We start from the raw sequence: 18,927 nt of genomic DNA, 5'->3' as shown, positions 1-18,927 counted from the left end.
AACAGCGCCTTCACGCGGCCGAGGGAGGCGGGCGCTACCGCCGGGGGGGACCAGCGGAAATATTGGACGCGGCAGTTCTCGACTTCGGCGACGTAAACCCTATTGGTCGCCGAGTTTTTATCAACGGCGACGGGTCTATTGAAGTAGCCGCTACCGCTACCCATCGAACCCCACTTGCCCAGGAAGGAACCACTCGGGGTGAAATATTGGATGCGGCAATTGGTCGTGTCCGCAACGTAAACCGTGCCGTTATCCCCTACGCCAATTCCGCAAGGCTGTAAGAATTGCCCGTCGCCCGAGCCGCGCGAACCGAACTTCCCCAGAAAGGAACCGGTCCGCGTGAAGTATTGAATACGGTTGCTATAGACATCGACGACGTAGACGTGACCGTTGGGGTGAATGGCGACGCCGGCGATGCGCTGGAATTCGCCGTCGCCGGACCCGACCTTGCCCCACTTGCCGAGGAACGAACCCGCAGGCGTGAGGTATTGGATGCGGCAGTTACCGATATCGGCGACGTAGACGTTGCCGCCAGGCGCGAAAGCGACGTCTAACGGCCAATGGAATTGGCCGTTGCCCGAGCCCGACGAGCCCCACTTGCCGAGGAAGGACCCGCTCGCGGTGAAGTATTGGATGCGGTCGTTACACGTGTCGGCGACGTAGACGTTGGCGTTGGGGGCGACCGCTACGCCACCAGGTTGCCTGAACTCCCCGTTGCCCGAGCCGTATTTGCCGAACTTGCCGCGGTACGAACCCGTCGGAGAGAAATACTGAATTCGGTCGTTTCCGTTATCGACCACGTAGACGCGGCCGTTGGGCGCGACGGCGACGTCACAGGCGCCGTAGAATTGGCCTTCGCCGGTGCCGAACTCGCCCCACTTGCCCTCGTAGACCCAGACGCCGTAGGCCGCGCTGGCCGCGACGAGCGCCGTGACGGCCGCGAAAATTACCGCCCTCTTCATTTCGCTCTCCTTCCGCCCTAAACTCAGGGCATTAAATATAATAATGAAATACCCGAGTGGCGCACGAGGCCCGACTCGGGTGTTGTTTACTATCCCGGAACTACGGCCCCGTCGGCGGTCGCGCGATATCGTTCCCCTCGTTTCCCAACGTGCGGCATACCGGCTCCCCGCCAACATCGCACATCGGTTCGTCGCCGAGCGCTTCGAACTCTTCGTGAACCATTATTGAACAAAGCCGTAACATAGTCAAGGAAAATATATATACTTGACAATATCAGTTATATTCTCATAACAAAAGGCCATAACTTAGCCGAGGCCCGCGATTAAAACGGGCCCCCTTGGCGGCGACCCGTTCATATCTTGTATTTCGCATTTTAACGGAACAACGCCTTCACGCGGCCCAGCGACGCGGGCGCAACCCCCAAGTTATTCGGGCAATGGACCTCGTACACGTAATCCGGAGTGGAGTTCACCCCGACCCACAAGTATTCGCCGTAGTAGCACATGCCCTGCGGATTGGTGGCCGGGGAAGCGAAGGACGCCGCAACCGTACCCGCGGTCGTGCACCCGTATACGTAGTTGACGTTCGCGTCCCCTCCCCATACGAGTTCGTTCCGCCAGTCCCAGGCGTTGTCCCCGTAGAAGGCGGGGGTATAGGAAAAGGAGGATATGATGCTGCCGTCGCTCGGCCGGTGGCGCCAGGTCGTCGTGCCAGCGTTCACGAATAGGCCGTCATGATTCACGCCGCCGTCGCCGCGCGCCTTCAGCGCCAGACCCGAGACGGCGTGGTTCGCGGCCCAGGAATACAGCACGCTCCCGTTGACGGACCGGCATCGGTATACGCGCCGGTTGTTGAAGTTGCCGGTCCACAGGTAGCCCGGGTCCTCGTACGTTAATCCCCGCGTATACTCGGCGCAAGGAGAGACGAACGAACTATATATGGAGCCCGTGGTATGGTGGACCAGGAAGATCCGCCAGCCGCTCGTATTTTGGTTGCAGAACAGCCACATTTGCGTGGCGTTGTTGGCGTGGGCCAACGCGATCGGGGCGCGATAAGGCGCGGTGAAAGAGGCGACGACGTCGCCCAAATCGGCGAACGCCGCGCCGGCCGTCACGGCCAGGATAACGCCGGACAATAGTACTTTTTTCACGGTATTCCCTTCCTATAACAGGCGTGAACAATAACGGCCCAAGAAACCGGCGGGGTCGGGAGGCCGTTGTACAGTAACGGCCGACACCAAGGGGGGTCGGGCCGACGCTAAGGTCGGCCGCCGCCGTGCCTAGCCACTTTTCTCGCCTGCGCCCTTCTGACCCGCGCCGCTCTGGCCTGCGCCGCTTTGACCGGCGCCCTTCTGGCCCGCGCCCTTGGCCCGACGGTCGCAAAGCAACTCGCCTCCCACGCCCACGTTCTCGGCCTCGTTCTCCCGGATTAAAACGATAATAGCTTCCGTCGGTATATCCTCGTACGCGGCCGCGGCCGCTTTGGTAAGCCCTTCCGCGAGGTCGCGTTTCTTTTCGACCGGTATGGGCGGCCCCTCAACAGTTATCGTCGGCATACGCGTCGCTCCTCTCGTTGAAATTTTACCTTAGTTAAATTCTCGCCGCGGCTAACGCCGGTCGCGGGCGATGCGCTCCCGCAGCTCGGCGATGCGGCGCTCGGTGCTCTCTTTGGGCCGGCGGGCGTAACTGCGTTTCAGGAAGGCCAGCTTGACGAGGCGGTTGTACATCCGCCGGACGTGCAGGAATCCGCCCAGGTCGAAGGCGACCAGGAACCGGAGCTCCCACCCCAGCCGGCCGAACCACTTCGAGACCTGGCGATAGTCGCGCTCGCCGATGGCCCCCGAAACGACCTCCGCGCGCAACTCTTTTTTTATCCAGTGCCACTCCGTGAACCACACGACTATTACGACCAGCAGCAAGGCGAACAAGGCCCCCCAGTGCACCAGGAACGACACCAGGACGCCGGCGTCGCCGCCCACGCTCACCAGCGCGTTGTGCAGAAAATGCGCCCCCACCGCGGCGCTGAAGAAGAAGAGCACCGCCAGGCCGCCCAGCCAGCAACTTCGGACCACCTTGGCGATGCCGAAGCCCAGGCCGGTGAGGGCGGTGAAGAAGGCGTGGTTGAGGCCGAAGACGAAGACCCGCAGGATGAAGACGAACCCCATGGCCTCGACGCCCCCCTCCGACGCGGCGCCGAAGAGGCGAAATATATCCTCGATCCAGGCGAAGCCCACGCCCACCAGCGCGCCGTAGATGATGCCGTCCAGGATGTCGTCGAGGTGGTGGCGCAGCGCGACGAAGACGAGGAGCAGCGCGATAGCCTTCGCGGACTCCTCCACTATCGGCGCCACGACGGAACTCATGAAGACGTCAGCGGCCCAGGCGTCCAACAGATACGGGAGCGGCAGGCGGAAGATGAGCTCGACCACCAACGAGATTATCACCGCCGGCACGGCGCCCCACAAAAAGACCAGCCCTAAAAGCCACACCGGGTCCTTCTCGAACCGGTCCAGGAACCATATCAGTATCAAGCTCGCTACGGTCGTCAGCGTTACCGCCAGCGTCGCCGCCAAGTACTCCACGCCGCACTCTCCTGTCGGAAAACTATCGCCCTTGCCGACCTCTGCGTATTCATAATAGGGTAAGCGTCCGCCGCAGACAAGGGAAATACCGGCCCGGCCGACATTACCCTTGCGCCGCGCCGCCGGGGCGCTTATAATCCGGCGAAAGGCCCAGGGCGTTAATTCGCCGCGTTTGAGCGTGAACGAATCCGTAATAATTATCGGTACGGGCGAGGAGGCCCGCCGCCTGGCCCGCGACGTGGAGAAGGGCGCCGCGCCGCCGCTCTCCTTGCTCGACTTCGCCGCCGACGCCCGGGGGTTGCGCGAGCTGCTGCCGCGCCAAGAAGACGTCGCCGTCGTGGTGGCCGAAGCGCCCTCCAAGGACGGGGCGCTGGAGGCGGTGGCCGCGGCGTGGGAGGCGGGCGCGCCGGCGTACGTCGCCGCGGATATCCTGGCCGAGCTCGCGCCGGTCGCCAGCACCGTGGCGATAGCCGGGCGGGAGTTCGTGCCGTTCCCCGGCGTCCGGCGGGGCCTGGTGCGCGGCCTGACGAAGTGGCTTATGGATAAGCTCGTGGCCGCGGCGTTCATCGTAATCCTAACGCCCGTCTGGCTGCCGATGTTCGTCGCCGTCAAGCTCGACTCGCGCGGGCCCATAATATTCCGCCAGAAGCGCGTCACGCGAGGCCGCCGCGAGTTCAACATGTACAAGTTCCGCACTATGTTCGCCTCCGTACCCAAGTACCAGCAGTCGCCCCCCGGCGGCGACGACATCCGCGTTACGCGCGTGGGACGCTTGCTGCGTAAACTCGGCCTGGACGAGACGGCGCAGCTCATAAACGTCGTCAAGGGCCAGATGAGCCTCGTCGGCCCGCGGCCGGAGATGGCGCGCGAGGCCGCGGAGTACGAGCCCTGGCAGAACCTCCGCCTGAGCGTCAAGCCCGGCATCACCGGCCTGTGGCAGATAGCGGGCCGCGCCGACCGCGCCATCCGCGAGAGCCTGGAGTTCGACTTCTACTACATCGCCAACCAAACGCCGGCGATGGACGCGCGGATATTCCGCAAGACCATACCCATCCTCTTCGGCAAGGGGGGCGGCCACTGATGCGCGTCATCGCCGTAGGGACGCCGGCGTTCGCGCTGCCCACCTTCGACGCGCTCCACGAGGCGCCGGACGTCGAAATAGCGCAGGTCATAACCAAGGCCGAGCACCCCGGCGGCCGGGGCCTTAAGCCCATATACCCGCCGGTGTACGAGTGGGCGCGGGATAAAGGGCTGCCGGTGGTACAATTGGAGAAGCTCGCGCGCGCCTACGACGCGGCCTCGAGCGAGGTGGACGTAAGCGTGGACGCCGTCGTCGTCGTGGCGTCGGCCTTCTTCGTCCCGGCGTGGCTGCGCGAGCCGCAACCCGACGGCCTCGTAAAATACGGCGCGGTAAACCTCCACCCGTCATTATTGCCCGAGCTCCGCGGCCCGGCGCCCGTCAACTGGGCCATCATCGAGGGGTACGCCGAGACGGGCGTTACGACCATCCGCCTCGCCGAAGAGTTGGACGCCGGCGACGTCCTGCTGCAGGAACGGCTCGCCATAGCACCCGGCGAAACGGCCGGCTCGCTGGCCGAGAAGCTGGCGCGGCTCGGCGCGCGCGTCGTCGTAGATACGTTGCGCGGTTTGGCTCGAGGCGACATACGGGCCAGGCCGCAGGACCCGAACGAAGCGAACATCCTGTACCGGCCGAAGATAACCGCCGACGTTCGCGCGGTCGATTGGTCGGAGCCGGCGGCCAAGCTCGAGCGCCTGGTGCAAGGCCTTTACCCCGACGCGCCGGCGCGGGCGTCGCTGGCCGGCGAGCTGGTGCAAATCCTGGGGGCGGAGCCGGCCGAAGGCCCGGCCGACGCGGCGCCGGGGACGATTACGGCGGTGGACGAGGCCGGCGTCGTCGCGGCCTGCGGCGAAGGCGCCCTCAAACTCACGCGGGTGAAACCGGCGGGCCGCGGCGAGATGACGGCGCACGCCTTCGCCCTCGGCCGGCGGCTGGCCACGGGCGACCGCTTCGACTAACCGATAGCCGTTACGCAAGTGAGCCGGAAATATTTAAAATTGTACTTATGGGGCGCGGCCTTCGTCGCCGTCTTCGCGCTCAGCCACACGGCGTTCCTCTCCGACGTCTTCACCGTATTCGACGGGGGACGGGGCGCGGGCTTCATACTGGGCGCGCCCGGGCAGACGCCGGCGCCGCCGTCGTGGGTATTCCGATACGCGTGGCTGCTGGCCGGGGCGCTGTGCTTCGCTCCGGCGGCCGCGCCGCTGGGCCGCTCGGCGCTGCGGTTCGCCGCGTACTGCCGCCGCGAGCTGGGCGACTGGTGGGTGGCGGGAACGTTGGGCGTGGCGGCGGCGGTGGCCGCGGCCTGCTTCGCGTACTTCTCGCTGGGGGGCGAGGGCCACACCTGGGAGGAGCGCGAGTACGGGTTTCAGGCCCGCATCTTCGCCGCCGGCCGCCTCACCGCGACGGCGCCGGCCACCGACGCGTACGTCGCCGACGAGAACCGCTCGGGCAACTTCCTGGTGGGGCCCAACGAAGGGGTGCGCGACGGCAAGTGGTTCACGATATTCGTACCAGCCTGGCCGCTGCTGCTGGCCGCCGGGACCGCGCTCGGGAGGCCGTGGCTCGTCAACCCCTTCATAGCGTTCTTCACCGCCCTCGCGCTCTACGGCTACGGCCGGCGCATCGTCGGCGCCGACGCCGCGCTGGCGGGCGTGTTGCTGTACACCGTCTCGCCGTTCGCGACCTTCAACAACGCGTCGCTCTTCGCCGAGCCCGCGTTCCTGCTGTTCCTGGTGCTCTTCCTGTGGGCCTTCGACGCGGGCCGCGAGCCGGAAAAGCCGTCGCTTATGGCGGTCGCCGGCGCGCTGCTGGTCGTCGCCTTCGCCGTCCGCGACTACGCGGCCTTCGCCGCTTTGCCCGCGGTAGCGCTGCTGTTCTACGACGTGGCGCGCAAGAAGACGAGCGGGTACGCGCTCTCCTATTTCGTACTGGGCGTCGCCCTGGCCGCGGGGCCGCTCTTGTATTACAACTACGCGACGAGCGGCGCGGCGTTCACGTTCCCGCGTTCGCACGCGCTGCATACGCGCTTCGGCATCTCGCTGCCGTTCCTCTCGCCGTACCTGGCGTACTTCACGACGCGGCGGCTGTGGGTCCTCGCGACGGACGTCATGGGGTGGCCGTTGATATCGCTCGCGCCGGCGCTGGTCCCCCTCTTCCTGAAAAAACTACCGCGCCCCGCGCGTTTGGCGTACGCGGTGGCCGCGGCGACGTTACTCCTCTATATCTTGCCGTACGCGGACGGTATAAATTACGGCGCGCGGTTCTACTACGGCGCGCTCCCGGCGGCGCTGCTGGGCGGCGGCCTGGGCCTGACGCTGCTCCCCTCGTGGTTGCAGAGTAAATGGGGTTTCGCGCGCGGCACGGCCGCGGCGGCCGCGCTGCTCGCCGTCGCCGTCGCGACGGTCCCGTACGTCGTCGCGCTCGAGGCCGCGTACGGCGGCGCGTGGGCCTTCCCGGAGGGCAAGCGCCCCTGGGCCTCGCGCCGGCTCGAGTGGGCGCTTGAGGAGTGGAACGTAAAAGAGGCTATAATCTTCGTCGCGCCGGAGGAACGGTGCGGCGGCCCGCCCCCCAACGACGCCGCGCTGAAGAACCGCATCATATACGCCCGCGACCGCGGCCCGCGCAACGCCGCCTTCGCCGCGCTCTTCATGCCGCGCCCCTACTTATTGTGCGACTACCGCGAATTCGAAAAGACCGGCGTCATCCGCGTGCTTGAGCTCGAGCCGGAGCGCGACGCCGCCGAAAGGAGTACGGAATGATACTGCACCACGGCACCGGCCCGGAGTTCACCGAGGTTACGGTCAAGGCCGCGGTCGACGCCTGCCGCGAGCGTAAAATCAAACGCCTCGTCGTGGCCTCGACCACCGGCACCACCGCCCGCGCGGCCCACGCCGCCGTCAAGGGCGGCGACGTCCAACTCGTCGTCGTAACGCACAACACCGGCTTCGGCGAGGAGGGCGAGCAGAAGTTCCCCGCCGAGCTCCGCGCCGAACTGGAGGCCGGGGGGACGCGCGTCCTCACCGGCACGATGGTATTCCGCAGCCTGGGCCGCGCCATCCGCGATAAGACGGGCGGCGACCAGGAGACGCTGGTGGCGTCGGCGCTGCGCGTCCTGGGCGAGGGGACGAAGGTGTGCGCCGAGATAGCGATGATGGCGGCCGACGCCAGCCTGGTTCCGCCCGAAGACGTACTGTGCGTCGCGGGGACAGGCCGCGGCGCCGACACCGCCGCGGTCGTTCGCGCCGTCCCGTCGAACAAATTCTTCGACCTCAAGATACGAGCGTACGTCGCGAAGCCGTACGAGTTTTAACCTTACGCCTTTGACGCCCAACGACCCACGACGGGTCGGCCGTTTGAAATGTTCGGCCTATTAATGTATAATCAACGAAATGGCCACGCCTCCTGAGCAACGAGCCGTTTTAATCGCCGGCGGCCGCGTCGTCGACCCGGCGGGCGGCACCGCCGACGAGGATATATTAATCGAGGACGGCCGCGTCGCCGCCCGGGGCGCGGCCCTCAAAACACCGCCCGGGGCGGTCGTCGTCGACGCCGCGGGCAAGTACGTCTTCCCGGGCCTCATCGACATGCACGTCCACCTCCGCGAGCCCGGCCGCGAGGACAAGGAGACCATCGCCTCCGGCACGCGGGCCGCGGTCATGGGCGGCTTCACGTCGGTGTGCGCCAAGGCCAACACCTTCCTGGTGATGGACAACCCGACGGTGGTGGAGTTCGTGCACTCGCGCGCCGAGGCCGCGGCCTTCGCCCACGTCTTCCCCGTCGGCTCGGTCACCGAGGGCCTGCGGGGCTACGGCAGATTGTCGGAGATCGGCAGACTGAAGGAGGCCGGCGTCGTCGCGCTCTCCGACGACGGCGTACCGGTGGTATCGAGCGACGTCATGGTCGCGGCCTTGCGCTACGCCACCGACTTCGGCCTGCCCCTCATCGCCCACTCGGAGGACTACGCCCTGTCGGCGGGCGGCGCCGTGACGGAGGGACCGGTCTCGAGTCGGACGGGTCTGCCGGGCATCCCCCCGGAGGCCGAGGAGGTGATGGTCGCCCGCGACCTCGCGCTGCTGCGGCAGGCGGGCGGCAAGCTCCACGTGGCGCACGTGAGCGCCGCCGCCTCGTTGGCGCACATCCGCGGCGCCAAGGCCCGGGGACTGGACGTAACCTGCGAGACCACGCCGCACTATCTGTTGCTGACCGCCGACGCGGCCGAGTCGTTCGACGCCAACGCCAAGATGAACCCGCCGCTGCGGGACGAAGAGGACCGCCGGGCGATACTGGCCGCCGTCGCCGACGGAACCGTGGACTGCGTCGCCACCGACCACGCGCCCCACACCGCCGCGGAGAAGGACAAGGAATTCGCCCGGGCGCCCTTCGGCGTCGTGGGCCTGGAGACGGCGCTCCGTTTGATATACACCTACCTGGTCCTTCCGGGTGTAATTTCGCTCGAGCGTATGGTAGAATTGATGTCGGGCAACCCGGCGCGGCGGCTCGAGCTGGAGGGCCGCGGGACGCTGGCGCCGGGGGCCCGAGGCGACGTCACCGTCTTCGACCCGGAAGCACAAGACACGATACGCGCGGCGTCGTTTTACTCCAAAGGGAAGAACACGCCGTTCGAAGGGTGGGCCGTGCGGGGCCGGGTGGATACGGTGCTGGTGGACGGCCGGCCCGTCGTGCGGGACGGCCGCCTGGCGGAGACGGCCGAGACCGCCTAAGTCGATATGAAGCATTTCGTCGATATATCGCGGCTTTCCAAGCAGAGCCTGACGGCGCTGCTGGACGTGGCCGACGAGATGGTACCGCTCGCGCGCGACGGAACGGACATCGCCGCCGGTAAGATCCTGGCCACCCTTTTCTACGAGCCGTCGACGCGGACGCGCCTTTCGCTCGAGTCCGCGATGCAGCGGCTGGGCGGCCGGGCGCTGGGGTTCGCCGACGCCGCGGCCTCCTCCGTCGCCAAGGGGGAGTCGCTGGCCGACACCATCCGAACGGTCGACAAGTACGCCGACGTCATCGCCCTCCGCCACCCGGCGGAGGGGGCGGCGCTGGCCTGCTCGTTCTACTCGGAAGTCCCCGTTATAAACGCCGGCGACGGCGGCCACCTCCACCCCACGCAGACGCTGCTCGACCTGTTGACGATAAGGCGCGAGCTGGGCCGGCTGGAGAACCTGAGCGTGGTGCTGGCGGGCGACCTGCGCTACGGCCGGACGGCGAGCTCGCTAGCGCTGGCGCTGGCGCCGTTCAAGCCGCAGCTGGTGTGCGTCGCGCCGGAGGGGCTCGAGCTCCCGCCCCACGTCGCGCGGCGGCTCCGGGCGGAGCTGGGGACGGCGGTGGAGGAGACGGACGACCTGGCGGCCGCCGCTCGAGGCGCCGACGTCCTCTACGTGACGCGCATCCAGCAGGAGCGCTTCTTCTCCTCGGACGACTACCTCAAGGTCAAGGGCTCGTACGTGGTGGACAAGCGGGTCGTCGAGCGGATGCCCGAGGGCTCGCTGGTGCTGCACCCGCTGCCGCGGGTGGACGAGATTCCGCCGGCGGTGGACGACGACGCCCGGGCGCGGTACTTCGAGCAGATGCGCTACGGCGTGCCGGCGCGGATGGCGCTCATCGCGGTCCTGCTGGGCCTGGTGGATAAAGATATACCCTACAAAGAGGTCCGCGGCGAGGAGCTCGAGCTCCCCTGCCCCAACCCGCGCTGCATCACGGCCTCGGAAAAATATTTAAAAAACTCCTACACGCCGATACTGGATAAAACCGAGTCGCTCTTCGGCGAGCTGGGCGAGGGCAAGCGCTACCGGTGCCTGTATTGCGACTACGAGGTAGTGGTGTGATTTAGAATGGCCGATATTAGCGCCACCGAAAACGAATTCCGAAGCCAATTAACGTCATGGCTTAACGGGTATTTCCAAGCGGGTAATTACCCATTCGAAAACGCAACAAATGACGTATCGATCGCGGTCGAAGATACGCATTTATTTATCGACGTCGTCTTATGGCTCAACCGCGAAGCGAAGTTAGCTTTTTGTTTATTCGAACTAAAAACGCCGGAAACGGCTGTACACGATTCCGCCCTACTGGAAAACGCCCGCGTTAAAGCGAACGCCCTTCACGTTAAATACTTCGTAACCTGGAATATGCAAGAACTCGTCATATGGGAGGTCAAAGACGAGGGTCGGGGGCACGCGGCGCTACCCAAACGTTACCCCACGCTGGATATGATCCAAAAGGCCGACGACTGGACGGTAGACTATAAACGCCGGGCGTTGGAAACCTTATGTAAAGAATTACTGGACGACTTAGCGTGGCTTTCCCAACACGAGCATATAACCCGAATCCCCCTCGACGCCCGTTTCTTCGTAGGCCGCCTCCGCGAAACGGCCGATAAGCTATTCCCGCTCTTCGCCCAGACGATAAAAGCCAACTTGGGGGAGGATAAAAAGCTTCGGGCAGCTTTCGACGCGTGGGGTAAAAAACAAGGCGTTAAAAACCCGCTCGCCCAAATTGATACCGTAAGCAACCAAGCGGTCTACCGTTTATTATGCAAGATAATTTTTTATGAGACATTGCGCGGCCGCTATAACCTAAAACCCCTGGCTCTTATGGACGTTGACGCACGGACCGCCCAGCAGGTACTTCGCGAACGCTTCGCCGAAGCTAAAAATATAGATTGGTTCGCGGTATTTGAAGATGACTTAATAGACGAATTGCCTTGGCCGGACTTGGCGGTGCCCGAAATCTCCGGACTTTTGGGAAGTTTGGAAAACTATTCCTTCCACTCGGTTCCGCAAGACGTAATAGGTAAAGTTTTCGAAGGTTTGATCCCGCACGAAGAACGCCATGGCCTCGGCCAATATTTCACGCCCGAAAACCTTGTAGATTTTATTCTCGCTTTTTGCGTACAAACAGCGAACGACGCTATTTTCGATCCGACATGCGGCACGGGTACTTTCCTTATTAGGGGTTACGACCGCCTCGGCTTCCTCGGTAATCTGAGCCACCGAAAGCGTCTGGCCCAACTTTGGGGCAACGATATAGCCCACTTCCCAGCGGCCTTGGCGACGATCAACCTCTTCGGCCAAGACCTCGGCGATACGGCAAACTTCCCCCGTATTATCCCGAAAGACTTCTTCGATATCAATCCGGGGGACGTCTTCCCGTTCCCACCGCCCACCGGGCCGACCGAAGCCGTAAAGGTCATAGACGTCCCGATGCCCGAATTCGACGCGGCCGTTGGCAACTTCCCGTACATAAAGCAAAAACTTATCCCAAACAAAGGAAAAATCGAAGGCGTACTACAACGCGATTGGCCGGGTTACGCGCAAAGGCTTTCGGGCCAGCCGGACGTTTACGCATCTATGTTCTTCCACGCCGCAGTTTTTTTGAAAACCGGCGGCCGTCTCGGCTTCGTAACCTCCAACGCGTGGCTCGACGCCGCGTACGGCTACGAACTTCAAAAGTTCTTCTTGGATAAGTTTAAACTTGTCGCCGTTATCGAGTCGCGGTGCGAACCCTGGTTCGAGCAGGCCGCGGTCAATACGGTATTCACGGTCCTAGAACGATGCGATAATGCGGACGAAAGGGAAAACCATAACGTAAAGTTCGTCAAAGTCCGGCGCCCCTTAAAAGATATGTTCCCTCACGACCCAAAGCTGAAGCAGCGTGAGCGTTGGCAATCGATTGAAGGGCGGGCGCGCGTAATAGAGAACGCCGGTAACGACTTATACAAGCAAGAAGGGGAAAAAATAGTAAGCACGCTTCAGGGGTTGAAGTCCGTTCAAAACGGCGATTTCCGCATACGCATGAAGAACCAACGCGAACTTCGGGAAGAGCTCGTGGCGGCGGGCCGAACCGTAAAGTGGAGCCAATATCTACGGGCGCCCGAGATCTATTTCGAGGTTAAAGAAACTTTGGGCGAAAAACTAAAGCCGCTCAAAGAATTCGCCCAAATAGACCGCGGGTTAACGACGGGCATTAACGATTTTTTCTATATGACGCCCGAGCAGGCTGAAGAAAGGAGCATAGAAAAAGAATACCTTGCGCCCGTATTCAAATCGCCGCGTCATAGCGATAATATCTTAATAGAACCGGAAGACTTGAAAGTATTACTGTTTAAATGCCGCGAGGCTAAGGAGGTACTCAAAAAGAAAAGCCGGATGGGCGCACTTAAATATATAGAGGAAGGCGAAGTTCGCCGCAACGCCGCCGGCGTTTTATACTCGGAAGTACCCTCCGTTAAAGACAATAAGCCCGGTTGGTGGGCGGTACGCGAATTCGAACCGGCGCCGATATTTTTCGCGAAGGGTTACGACGCCAAATTATCCGGTTATTTCTCTAAAGAACCTATCGCGTGCGATTGCCGTATTTATTACGTTAGACCTAAAAACGGGGTTAACGAGAAATTATTAGCCGCTACCTTAAATTCCGTTTTAAATTACTTATTCAAAGAATTAATAGGAAGGGTTATGCTTGGCGAAGGTGTTCTAGATATAATGGTTTCCGATTACGATAATTACTTAGAGATACCCGACTTAACTACGATTCATAACGAAAAACAAAAAGCTATTACGGATGCCTTCGACAAATTAACGATCCGTCCTGTTAAACCGGTACCCACGGAATTCGAAGAACCCGACCGGCGGGCTTTAGATACGGCGATACTGGAAGCGCTAGAGCTAGACGTCGATAAGTACCTCGGTCCTTTGTATGCTGCGGTTACGGAACTCGTCCAGGAGCGGCTCTCCTTAGCAGGGCAACGTAAAAAGATAAAAAGAGAAAGCTTCACGAAGGATATAGCCCGGGTTAAAGACGACGTTGTGCGGGCCGTTCTACCGCAGGGTTTCAAACCCTTCCCGGACGCGTACGTGACGTACGGCCGTAGCGACGAGTTCAGGATGCAATCGTTAGGGAACGGGCCTTTCAAATTGGGCGCTTATTTCTTGGGTGGCCGCGAGGTTCTAGACAATGCAGGTCGGTTAATAGTACGCGCGGCCTCCGAGGAAGAGGCGCGTTTCGTCGTTTACTCGTTCCAACCGGACGTTTATACGCTAAAAATACCGAACGACGCCGTCAAAGTCCACAACGCCGTGGTCGACCACGAAAAGTATTTAAAAGATAAATTCGAAGAAATATACCGCGAATTTACCGCGCGCCTCGGCTCCGGGGAAGCGGCCGAACGCCTTACCCGAGAGATATTCGAAGAACACGGTATTCCGTTAATATTCCTGAAAGAATAAAATGGGCATCCTCTCCAAAATATTCGGGACCAAGTACGCGCGCGACATCAAGAAGATGATGCCGCGCGTCGACGAGATAAACGCCGTCTACGAATCGCTGCGGGACGTACCGGAGGAGGAGTTCCTCGCGCGGACGGACCGCTTCCGCGAGGATTTCCGCGCCGACCGCGAGGACTTCCTGCGCAAAAGCCTGCCGAGTTATCTGGGCGAGGAGGAGGCCGAGGCGCACGTCGACGAGTACCTGGCCGCCCCGGTGCCGCTGTGGGAGGACATGCTGGAGCGCCACCTGCCGCGGGAGATGGCGCCGGAGGACCGGCGCGTCAAGGCCGAGCAATTCGGCAAGGACGCCTGGGCGCGGCGCGACGAGAAGCTGGAGGAACTGCTGGCCGAGGCGTTCGCCACCGTGAAGGAGGGCGCGCGCCGGCTCCTGGGCCAGAAGTGGGAGGTCTCGGGCCACGAGACGACGTGGGACATGGTCCACTTCGACGTCCAGCTCGTCGGCGGCATAGCGCTGCACCACGGCCGCATCGCCGAGATGGCCACCGGCGAGGGCAAGACGCTGGTCGCGACGCTGCCGCTGTACCTCAACGCACTGGCCGGCGACGGCTGCCACCTCATCACCGTCAACGACTACCTCGCGCGCCGCGACGCGGAGTGGGTGGGCCACCTGCTCGAATACCTCGGCGTCACCATGGGTTGCATCCAGTCCGGCATGTACCCCAAGGACCGGCGCGAGCAGTACGACAAGGACGTCACCTACGGCACCAACTCCGAGTTCGGCTTCGACTACCTGCGCGACAACGGCGTGGCGCTGCGCGCCGAGGAGCAGGTCCAGCGAGGCCACGCCTTCGCCATCGTCGACGAGGTGGACAGCGTCCTCATCGACGAGGCCCGCACGCCGCTCATCATCTCGGGGCCTTCGCGCAAGGACTACGCCCACAAGTACAACGAGTTCAAGCCGCTGGTGGAGCGGCTGGTGCGCAAGCAGCTCGCGCTGTCGGCGGAGCTGATGGACGAGGCCGAGGCGGCGCTGGAGGAGGGCGACGACGGCGACGCGTACTACGACCTCCTCAAGGTCAGGAAGTCCAACCCCAAGAACCGGCGCGTGCTCAAGCTCTTCGAGGACCCGAAGCTCAAGAAAGAGGTCCAGCGCGTCGAGATGGAAATAATGCGCGATAAGAAGATGCCCGAGCTCGCCGAGGAGCTCTACTTCTCGCTGGACGAGAAGGGCCACGCCGTCGAGCTGTCCGAGCAAGGCCGCGAGTTCCTCTCGCCGTCGGACCCGGCGCTGTTCGAGCTGCCCGACATCGAGACCCGCCTCTCCGAGATAGAGGGCGACGAGGACACCTCCGAGGAGGAGAAGGAGGCGCTGCGCGAGGAGCTGCGCGTCGAGTACGAGGAGAAGAACGAAAAACTCCACAACATAAGCCAACTCCTGCGGGCGTATTTACTATTCGAGAAGGACGTGGAGTACGTCGTCAAGGAAAACCGCGTCGTCATCGTCGACCAGTTCACCGGCCGCCTTATGCCCTCGCGGCGCTACTCCGACGGCCTGCACCAGGCGCTGGAGGCCAAAGAGGAAGTAGAGATCGAGCGCGAGACCATGACGCTCGCCACCATCACCATCCAGAACTACTTCCGCATGTACAAGAAACTCGCCGGCATGACCGGCACCGCGGAGACCGAGGCCCAGGAGTTCTTCGACATCTACAAGCTCGACGTCATGGTCATCCCCACCAACGAGCCGGTGCGCCGCATCGACTACGAGGACGTCATCTTCCGCACCAAGCGCGAGAAGTATAACGCCATCATCGAAGAGATCATGCGGATGCACGAGGCCGGCCGGCCGGTGCTGGTGGGTACGGTCTCGGTGGACGTCTCCGAGACCATCTCGCGCCTGCTCAAGCGCCGCAACGTCCCGCACAACGTCCTCAACGCCAAGCATCACCAGCGCGAGGCCGAAATCGTTATGGGCGCGGGCCAGGCGGGCGCCGCCACCATCGCCACCAACATGGCGGGCCGCGGCACCGACATCAAGCTCGCCCGGGAAATCGTCCAGTGCGAAAATTGCGCGCTCTTGTACGGCCCGGGCGACTACCAACCGGACCACCCGGAGTGGGCCAAGACCTGCCGCGACGACGTCCCCTGCGGCCTGCACATCGTCGGTACCGAGCGCCACGAGGCGCGGCGCATCGACCGCCAGCTGCGGGGCCGCGCCGGCCGCCAGGGCGACCCGGGCTCGAGCCGGTTCTTCCTCTCGCTGGAGGACGACCTCATGCGCCTCTTCGGCTCGGACCGCATCGCCGGCATCCTGACGCGGCTGGGCCTGGAGGAAGGCGAGCCCATCGAGCACCCGATGATCACCAAGAATATCGAGCGCGCGCAGAAGCGCGTCGAGGAGCAGAACTTCTCCATTCGCAAGCGCGTCCTGGAGTACGACAACGTCATGAACCGCCAGCGCCAGATCGTGTACCAGCTGCGCAACCAGATCCTCTACAACGAGAACCTACGCGACGACATATTCGAGCTCATACGCTACCAGCTCGAGGACGTAGTCGCCGAGACCGCGCCCGCGGACTTGACGGCCGAGAACTGGGACTACGGCACGATCGCGTCGTGGGTGCGGGCGCGCTTCCCGGCCGAGGTAACCGTCGATAAAATGGCGGCGTTGGGCGAGCCGGACGCCATAGTAGAGTATGTGATGGAGGCCGTGGCCGAGGCGTACGACCGCCGCGAGGAGGCGTACGGCGCGGAGCTGCTGCGCCAACTCGAGCGCTTCGTCATGCTCACCACCCTCGACGAGAACTGGCAGGACCACCTCACCGAGATGGACGAGCTGCGCGAGGGCATCACGCTCCGTTCCTACGGCCAGCTCGACCCGTTGGTGGAGTACAAACGCGAAGCGTACGACATGTTCGAGGGGCTGCTGGGGCGCGTCGACGAGGAGACGGTCTCCAAGATCTTCCGCGTGCACATAGGCCGGGAGGCGCCGACGCCGCAGCCGGCGCAAGTCCGCACCCTCCACCCCGAAATGGAGGCGCTGGCGGCGCGCGCCCGCAAACCGCGCGAAGCCTACGCCAACGCGCCGGAAGGGCCGCAGGCGCAAACGATAGTGCGCAAGGGCCCGAAGATAGGCCGCAACGACCCGTGTCCGTGCGGCTCCGGCAAGAAATATAAAAAATGCTGCGGCGCCGGCGCCCAAGATTAGCCGCCCCCTGAAGCCATCGAAAATCCCCCCGACAACCGCGCTACGTTTACTTTCGCAGCCGCCGCCTGGGCCGTCGCGGTCCTCGCTTTGGCGCTGCGGCTGGCGTACGCCTGGCGCCTGGGAGCGCCGATACCGTGGCCTTCCGTCGTCTCCGGCGCCGTCACGACGTTCGCGCTGGCGGCGCTCGGCCTCCGCTTGGCCGGGCCGCTCGCCGGCGGGGCCGCGGCTTTTGTCTGGGCCGTGTTGCCCGCCTCCATCGTCGCCGCGGTATTTTATCCGCCGGTAACGTACGCCGCCGGCGCCGCGGCGTTCTCGCTGTACTTCTTCGCCGAAGGCGCGGGCCGCCGCGGGTACGTCTCGGACCTGCTGTGGGCGGGAGCGTTGGTGGGCGTGGCCGCGGCCTTTAGCTCCAGCGCGCTCGCGCTCGTCGCGTTCTACTCTTTATTCTCCATATACCGAGCGTTCCGCAGAAACGGCGCCGGCCCCCGGGCATTCGCGTGGTTGGCCGGTTTCGCGCCGGTGGTCGCCGCGGCCGCGACCCTGGAGTACCTCCGCGTCGGGCAGCTCTTCGCCCACCTGCGAGGAACGCCGGCGACGCCGTCGCAATTCTACCCGGAGACGGCGCTGCTGATAAAAAGGCTCGTCGCCGGCGCCGCGGCCATGCTCTGCTGGGACTCGCCGGGCTTCGGCTTCGCCGTCGTCGTCGCGCTCGCGGCGGCGATTTATTTTATTAAGCGACGCTCGAGCGGCGCGCTCTTCTACGCCGGCCTGCTCGTCTTCACGCTGGCGGCGTTTAACTTTACGCCGACATCGCTGCGCGGCTACGCGCCGATGGCGCTCGAGCCGACGCGGTGGCTTCTGGCCGCGCTGCCCGCGGCGGTCCTGGTAGGCGCGGTAACCGGCGAGCTGTGGCGGCCCGGAGGGCAAAACGCGCTGCGCCCCTGGACGGGGGCGCTGGGAGCGGCGGCGGTCCTGGCGACGCTGTTCGTAAACGGCAATATGCACTTCGCGCCGCTCAGCCTGCTGATATTGGCGTTAGCCGTTATTATTACGATAGCGCTCGCGGGGATAGGCCGCCGTCGGCGTGAACCGGCGCCGCTGCTTCATCGTACCGCGGCGGCGCTCATTATATTGATATCGCTCTATCCGGTTGTTATATTATATTTGTGAAATCAGAGGGGTGAAGGCCATAGCGGTTATCCCGGCCTACCGCGAGGAGGGCCGGGTGGGCAAAGTTGTCGCCGGCGTGAGAAATTACCTGGCGGACGTTCTCGTCGTCGACGACGGTTCGCCGGACGGTACGGGCGCGGAAGCGGCTCGAGCCGGCGCGACGGTCGTCAGGCTCGAGCCCAACCGAGGCAAAGGCGCGGCGCTGCTCGCGGGCCTGGCGGAAGCGCGGCGGCGCGGCTTCGACGCCGCGGTAACGCTCGACGCCGACGGCCAACACGACGCCGCAGCCATACCGGCTATGCTGGCGGCGCTCGCGCGGGGCGCCGACGTCGTCATTGGAACCCGTATGAAAGACGTGCGCGGCATGCCACCGCAGCGGGTATTCTCCAACACCTTCACCTCCGCGGTGATTTCGATGTTGGCAGGCCGGATGGTGCGAGACAGCCAGACCGGCTACCGGGCGCTCCGACTGGCCGCGCTCGAGGGGCTCCCGCTCGTACGCCGCGGGTTCGACCTGGAGTCCGAGATGCTGCTCAAGGCTGCCCGCGCCGGCGCCAGGATAGGCCACGTCCCCGTGTCCACCATCTACGGCGACGAGAGGAGCAAGATAAACGTGCTGGTGGACACGTACCGCTTCTTCCGCGTCGTCGTCGCGGACCTGGCCGAGAGGTTGGAGCGATAGTAA

The 18,927-nt window shown here is 63.8% G+C and carries 14 protein-coding genes; 10 read left to right on the top strand and 4 right to left on the bottom strand.

Annotated features, from left to right (window positions below; translation table 11 throughout):
• From VMX79_07130 to VMX79_07115, 4 genes are all read right to left on the bottom strand, one after another.
• On the bottom strand, positions 1-962 hold a 962-nt coding region (locus VMX79_07130; GenBank protein HUV86870.1), incomplete at its 3' end, for a 6-bladed beta-propeller.
• A gap of 374 nt (positions 963-1,336) precedes the next feature.
• On the bottom strand, positions 1,337-2,113 hold the full coding sequence (locus VMX79_07125; GenBank protein HUV86869.1) for a hypothetical protein: 777 nt from the start codon (positions 2,111-2,113) through the stop codon (positions 1,337-1,339).
• A gap of 129 nt (positions 2,114-2,242) precedes the next feature.
• Positions 2,243-2,518 (bottom strand): 4-oxalocrotonate tautomerase DmpI, encoded by a 276-nt coding sequence (gene dmpI, locus VMX79_07120; protein ID HUV86868.1) that lies wholly within the window; start codon positions 2,516-2,518, stop codon positions 2,243-2,245.
• Positions 2,519-2,569: 51 nt separating this feature from the next.
• Positions 2,570-3,544, bottom strand: a complete 975-nt coding sequence (locus VMX79_07115) for a PrsW family intramembrane metalloprotease (GenBank protein HUV86867.1) — start codon at positions 3,542-3,544, stop codon at positions 2,570-2,572.
• Between the two features lie 178 nt (positions 3,545-3,722).
• Between VMX79_07115 and VMX79_07110 the strand changes: the two genes are divergently transcribed.
• From VMX79_07110 to VMX79_07065, 10 genes are all read left to right on the top strand, one after another.
• Positions 3,723-4,625, top strand: a complete 903-nt coding sequence (locus tag VMX79_07110) for a sugar transferase (protein ID HUV86866.1) — start codon at positions 3,723-3,725, stop codon at positions 4,623-4,625.
• Positions 4,625-5,581 carry a methionyl-tRNA formyltransferase gene (gene fmt / locus VMX79_07105; protein HUV86865.1) on the top strand — a complete coding sequence of 319 codons (957 nt, stop codon included), beginning with the start codon at positions 4,625-4,627 and terminating at the stop codon, positions 5,579-5,581. Before VMX79_07110 ends, fmt begins: the two co-directional genes overlap by 1 nt.
• An 18-nt stretch (positions 5,582-5,599) precedes the next feature.
• Complete coding sequence (locus VMX79_07100; protein ID HUV86864.1) at positions 5,600-7,384, top strand: glycosyltransferase family 39 protein; 1,785 nt, start codon at positions 5,600-5,602, stop codon at positions 7,382-7,384.
• Positions 7,381-7,935: a hypothetical protein gene (locus tag VMX79_07095; protein ID HUV86863.1), complete on the top strand. Its 555-nt coding sequence runs from the start codon at positions 7,381-7,383 to the stop codon at positions 7,933-7,935. Before VMX79_07100 ends, VMX79_07095 begins: the two co-directional genes overlap by 4 nt.
• A 79-nt stretch (positions 7,936-8,014) precedes the next feature.
• Positions 8,015-9,346, top strand: a complete 1,332-nt coding sequence (locus tag VMX79_07090; GenBank protein HUV86862.1) for a dihydroorotase — start codon at positions 8,015-8,017, stop codon at positions 9,344-9,346.
• A gap of 6 nt (positions 9,347-9,352) precedes the next feature.
• On the top strand, positions 9,353-10,462 hold the full coding sequence (gene pyrB / locus VMX79_07085; protein ID HUV86861.1) for an aspartate carbamoyltransferase: 1,110 nt from the start codon (positions 9,353-9,355) through the stop codon (positions 10,460-10,462).
• A gap of 6 nt (positions 10,463-10,468) precedes the next feature.
• Entirely contained in the window at positions 10,469-13,864 is a 3,396-nt protein-coding gene (locus VMX79_07080; protein ID HUV86860.1) for an N-6 DNA methylase, read from the top strand.
• A gap of 1 nt (position 13,865) precedes the next feature.
• Positions 13,866-17,072, top strand: a complete 3,207-nt coding sequence (gene secA, locus VMX79_07075; protein ID HUV86859.1) for a preprotein translocase subunit SecA — start codon at positions 13,866-13,868, stop codon at positions 17,070-17,072.
• A gap of 87 nt (positions 17,073-17,159) precedes the next feature.
• On the top strand, positions 17,160-18,242 hold the full coding sequence (locus tag VMX79_07070) for a hypothetical protein (GenBank protein ID HUV86858.1): 1,083 nt from the start codon (positions 17,160-17,162) through the stop codon (positions 18,240-18,242).
• Between the two features lie 10 nt (positions 18,243-18,252).
• Entirely contained in the window at positions 18,253-18,924 is a 672-nt protein-coding gene (locus VMX79_07065; protein ID HUV86857.1) for a glycosyltransferase family 2 protein, read from the top strand.
• The last annotated feature ends 3 nt before the right edge of the window (positions 18,925-18,927 follow it).

Source organism: bacterium (assembly GCA_035529855.1).
Lineage (GTDB): Bacteria > RBG-13-66-14 > B26-G2 > WVWN01 > WVWN01 > WVWN01.
The sequence above is the reverse complement of the archived record's forward strand: the minus strand, read 5'-3'. Positions and strand labels throughout refer to the sequence as shown.

Bases quoted from the DNA above. Each gene is read 5' to 3' on its own strand.
- dmpI (HUV86868.1), bottom strand. From the start codon at position 2,518: ATGCCGACGATAACTGTTGAGGGGCCGCCCATACCGGTCGAAAAGAAA.
- fmt (HUV86865.1), top strand. From the start codon at position 4,625: ATGCGCGTCATCGCCGTAGGGACGCCGGCGTTCGCGCTGCCCACCTTC.
- VMX79_07095 (HUV86863.1), top strand. From the start codon at position 7,381: ATGATACTGCACCACGGCACCGGCCCGGAGTTCACCGAGGTTACGGTC.
- VMX79_07090 (HUV86862.1), top strand. From the start codon at position 8,015: ATGGCCACGCCTCCTGAGCAACGAGCCGTTTTAATCGCCGGCGGCCGC.
- pyrB (HUV86861.1), top strand. From the start codon at position 9,353: ATGAAGCATTTCGTCGATATATCGCGGCTTTCCAAGCAGAGCCTGACG.
- VMX79_07080 (HUV86860.1), top strand. From the start codon at position 10,469: ATGGCCGATATTAGCGCCACCGAAAACGAATTCCGAAGCCAATTAACG.
- secA (HUV86859.1), top strand. From the start codon at position 13,866: ATGGGCATCCTCTCCAAAATATTCGGGACCAAGTACGCGCGCGACATC.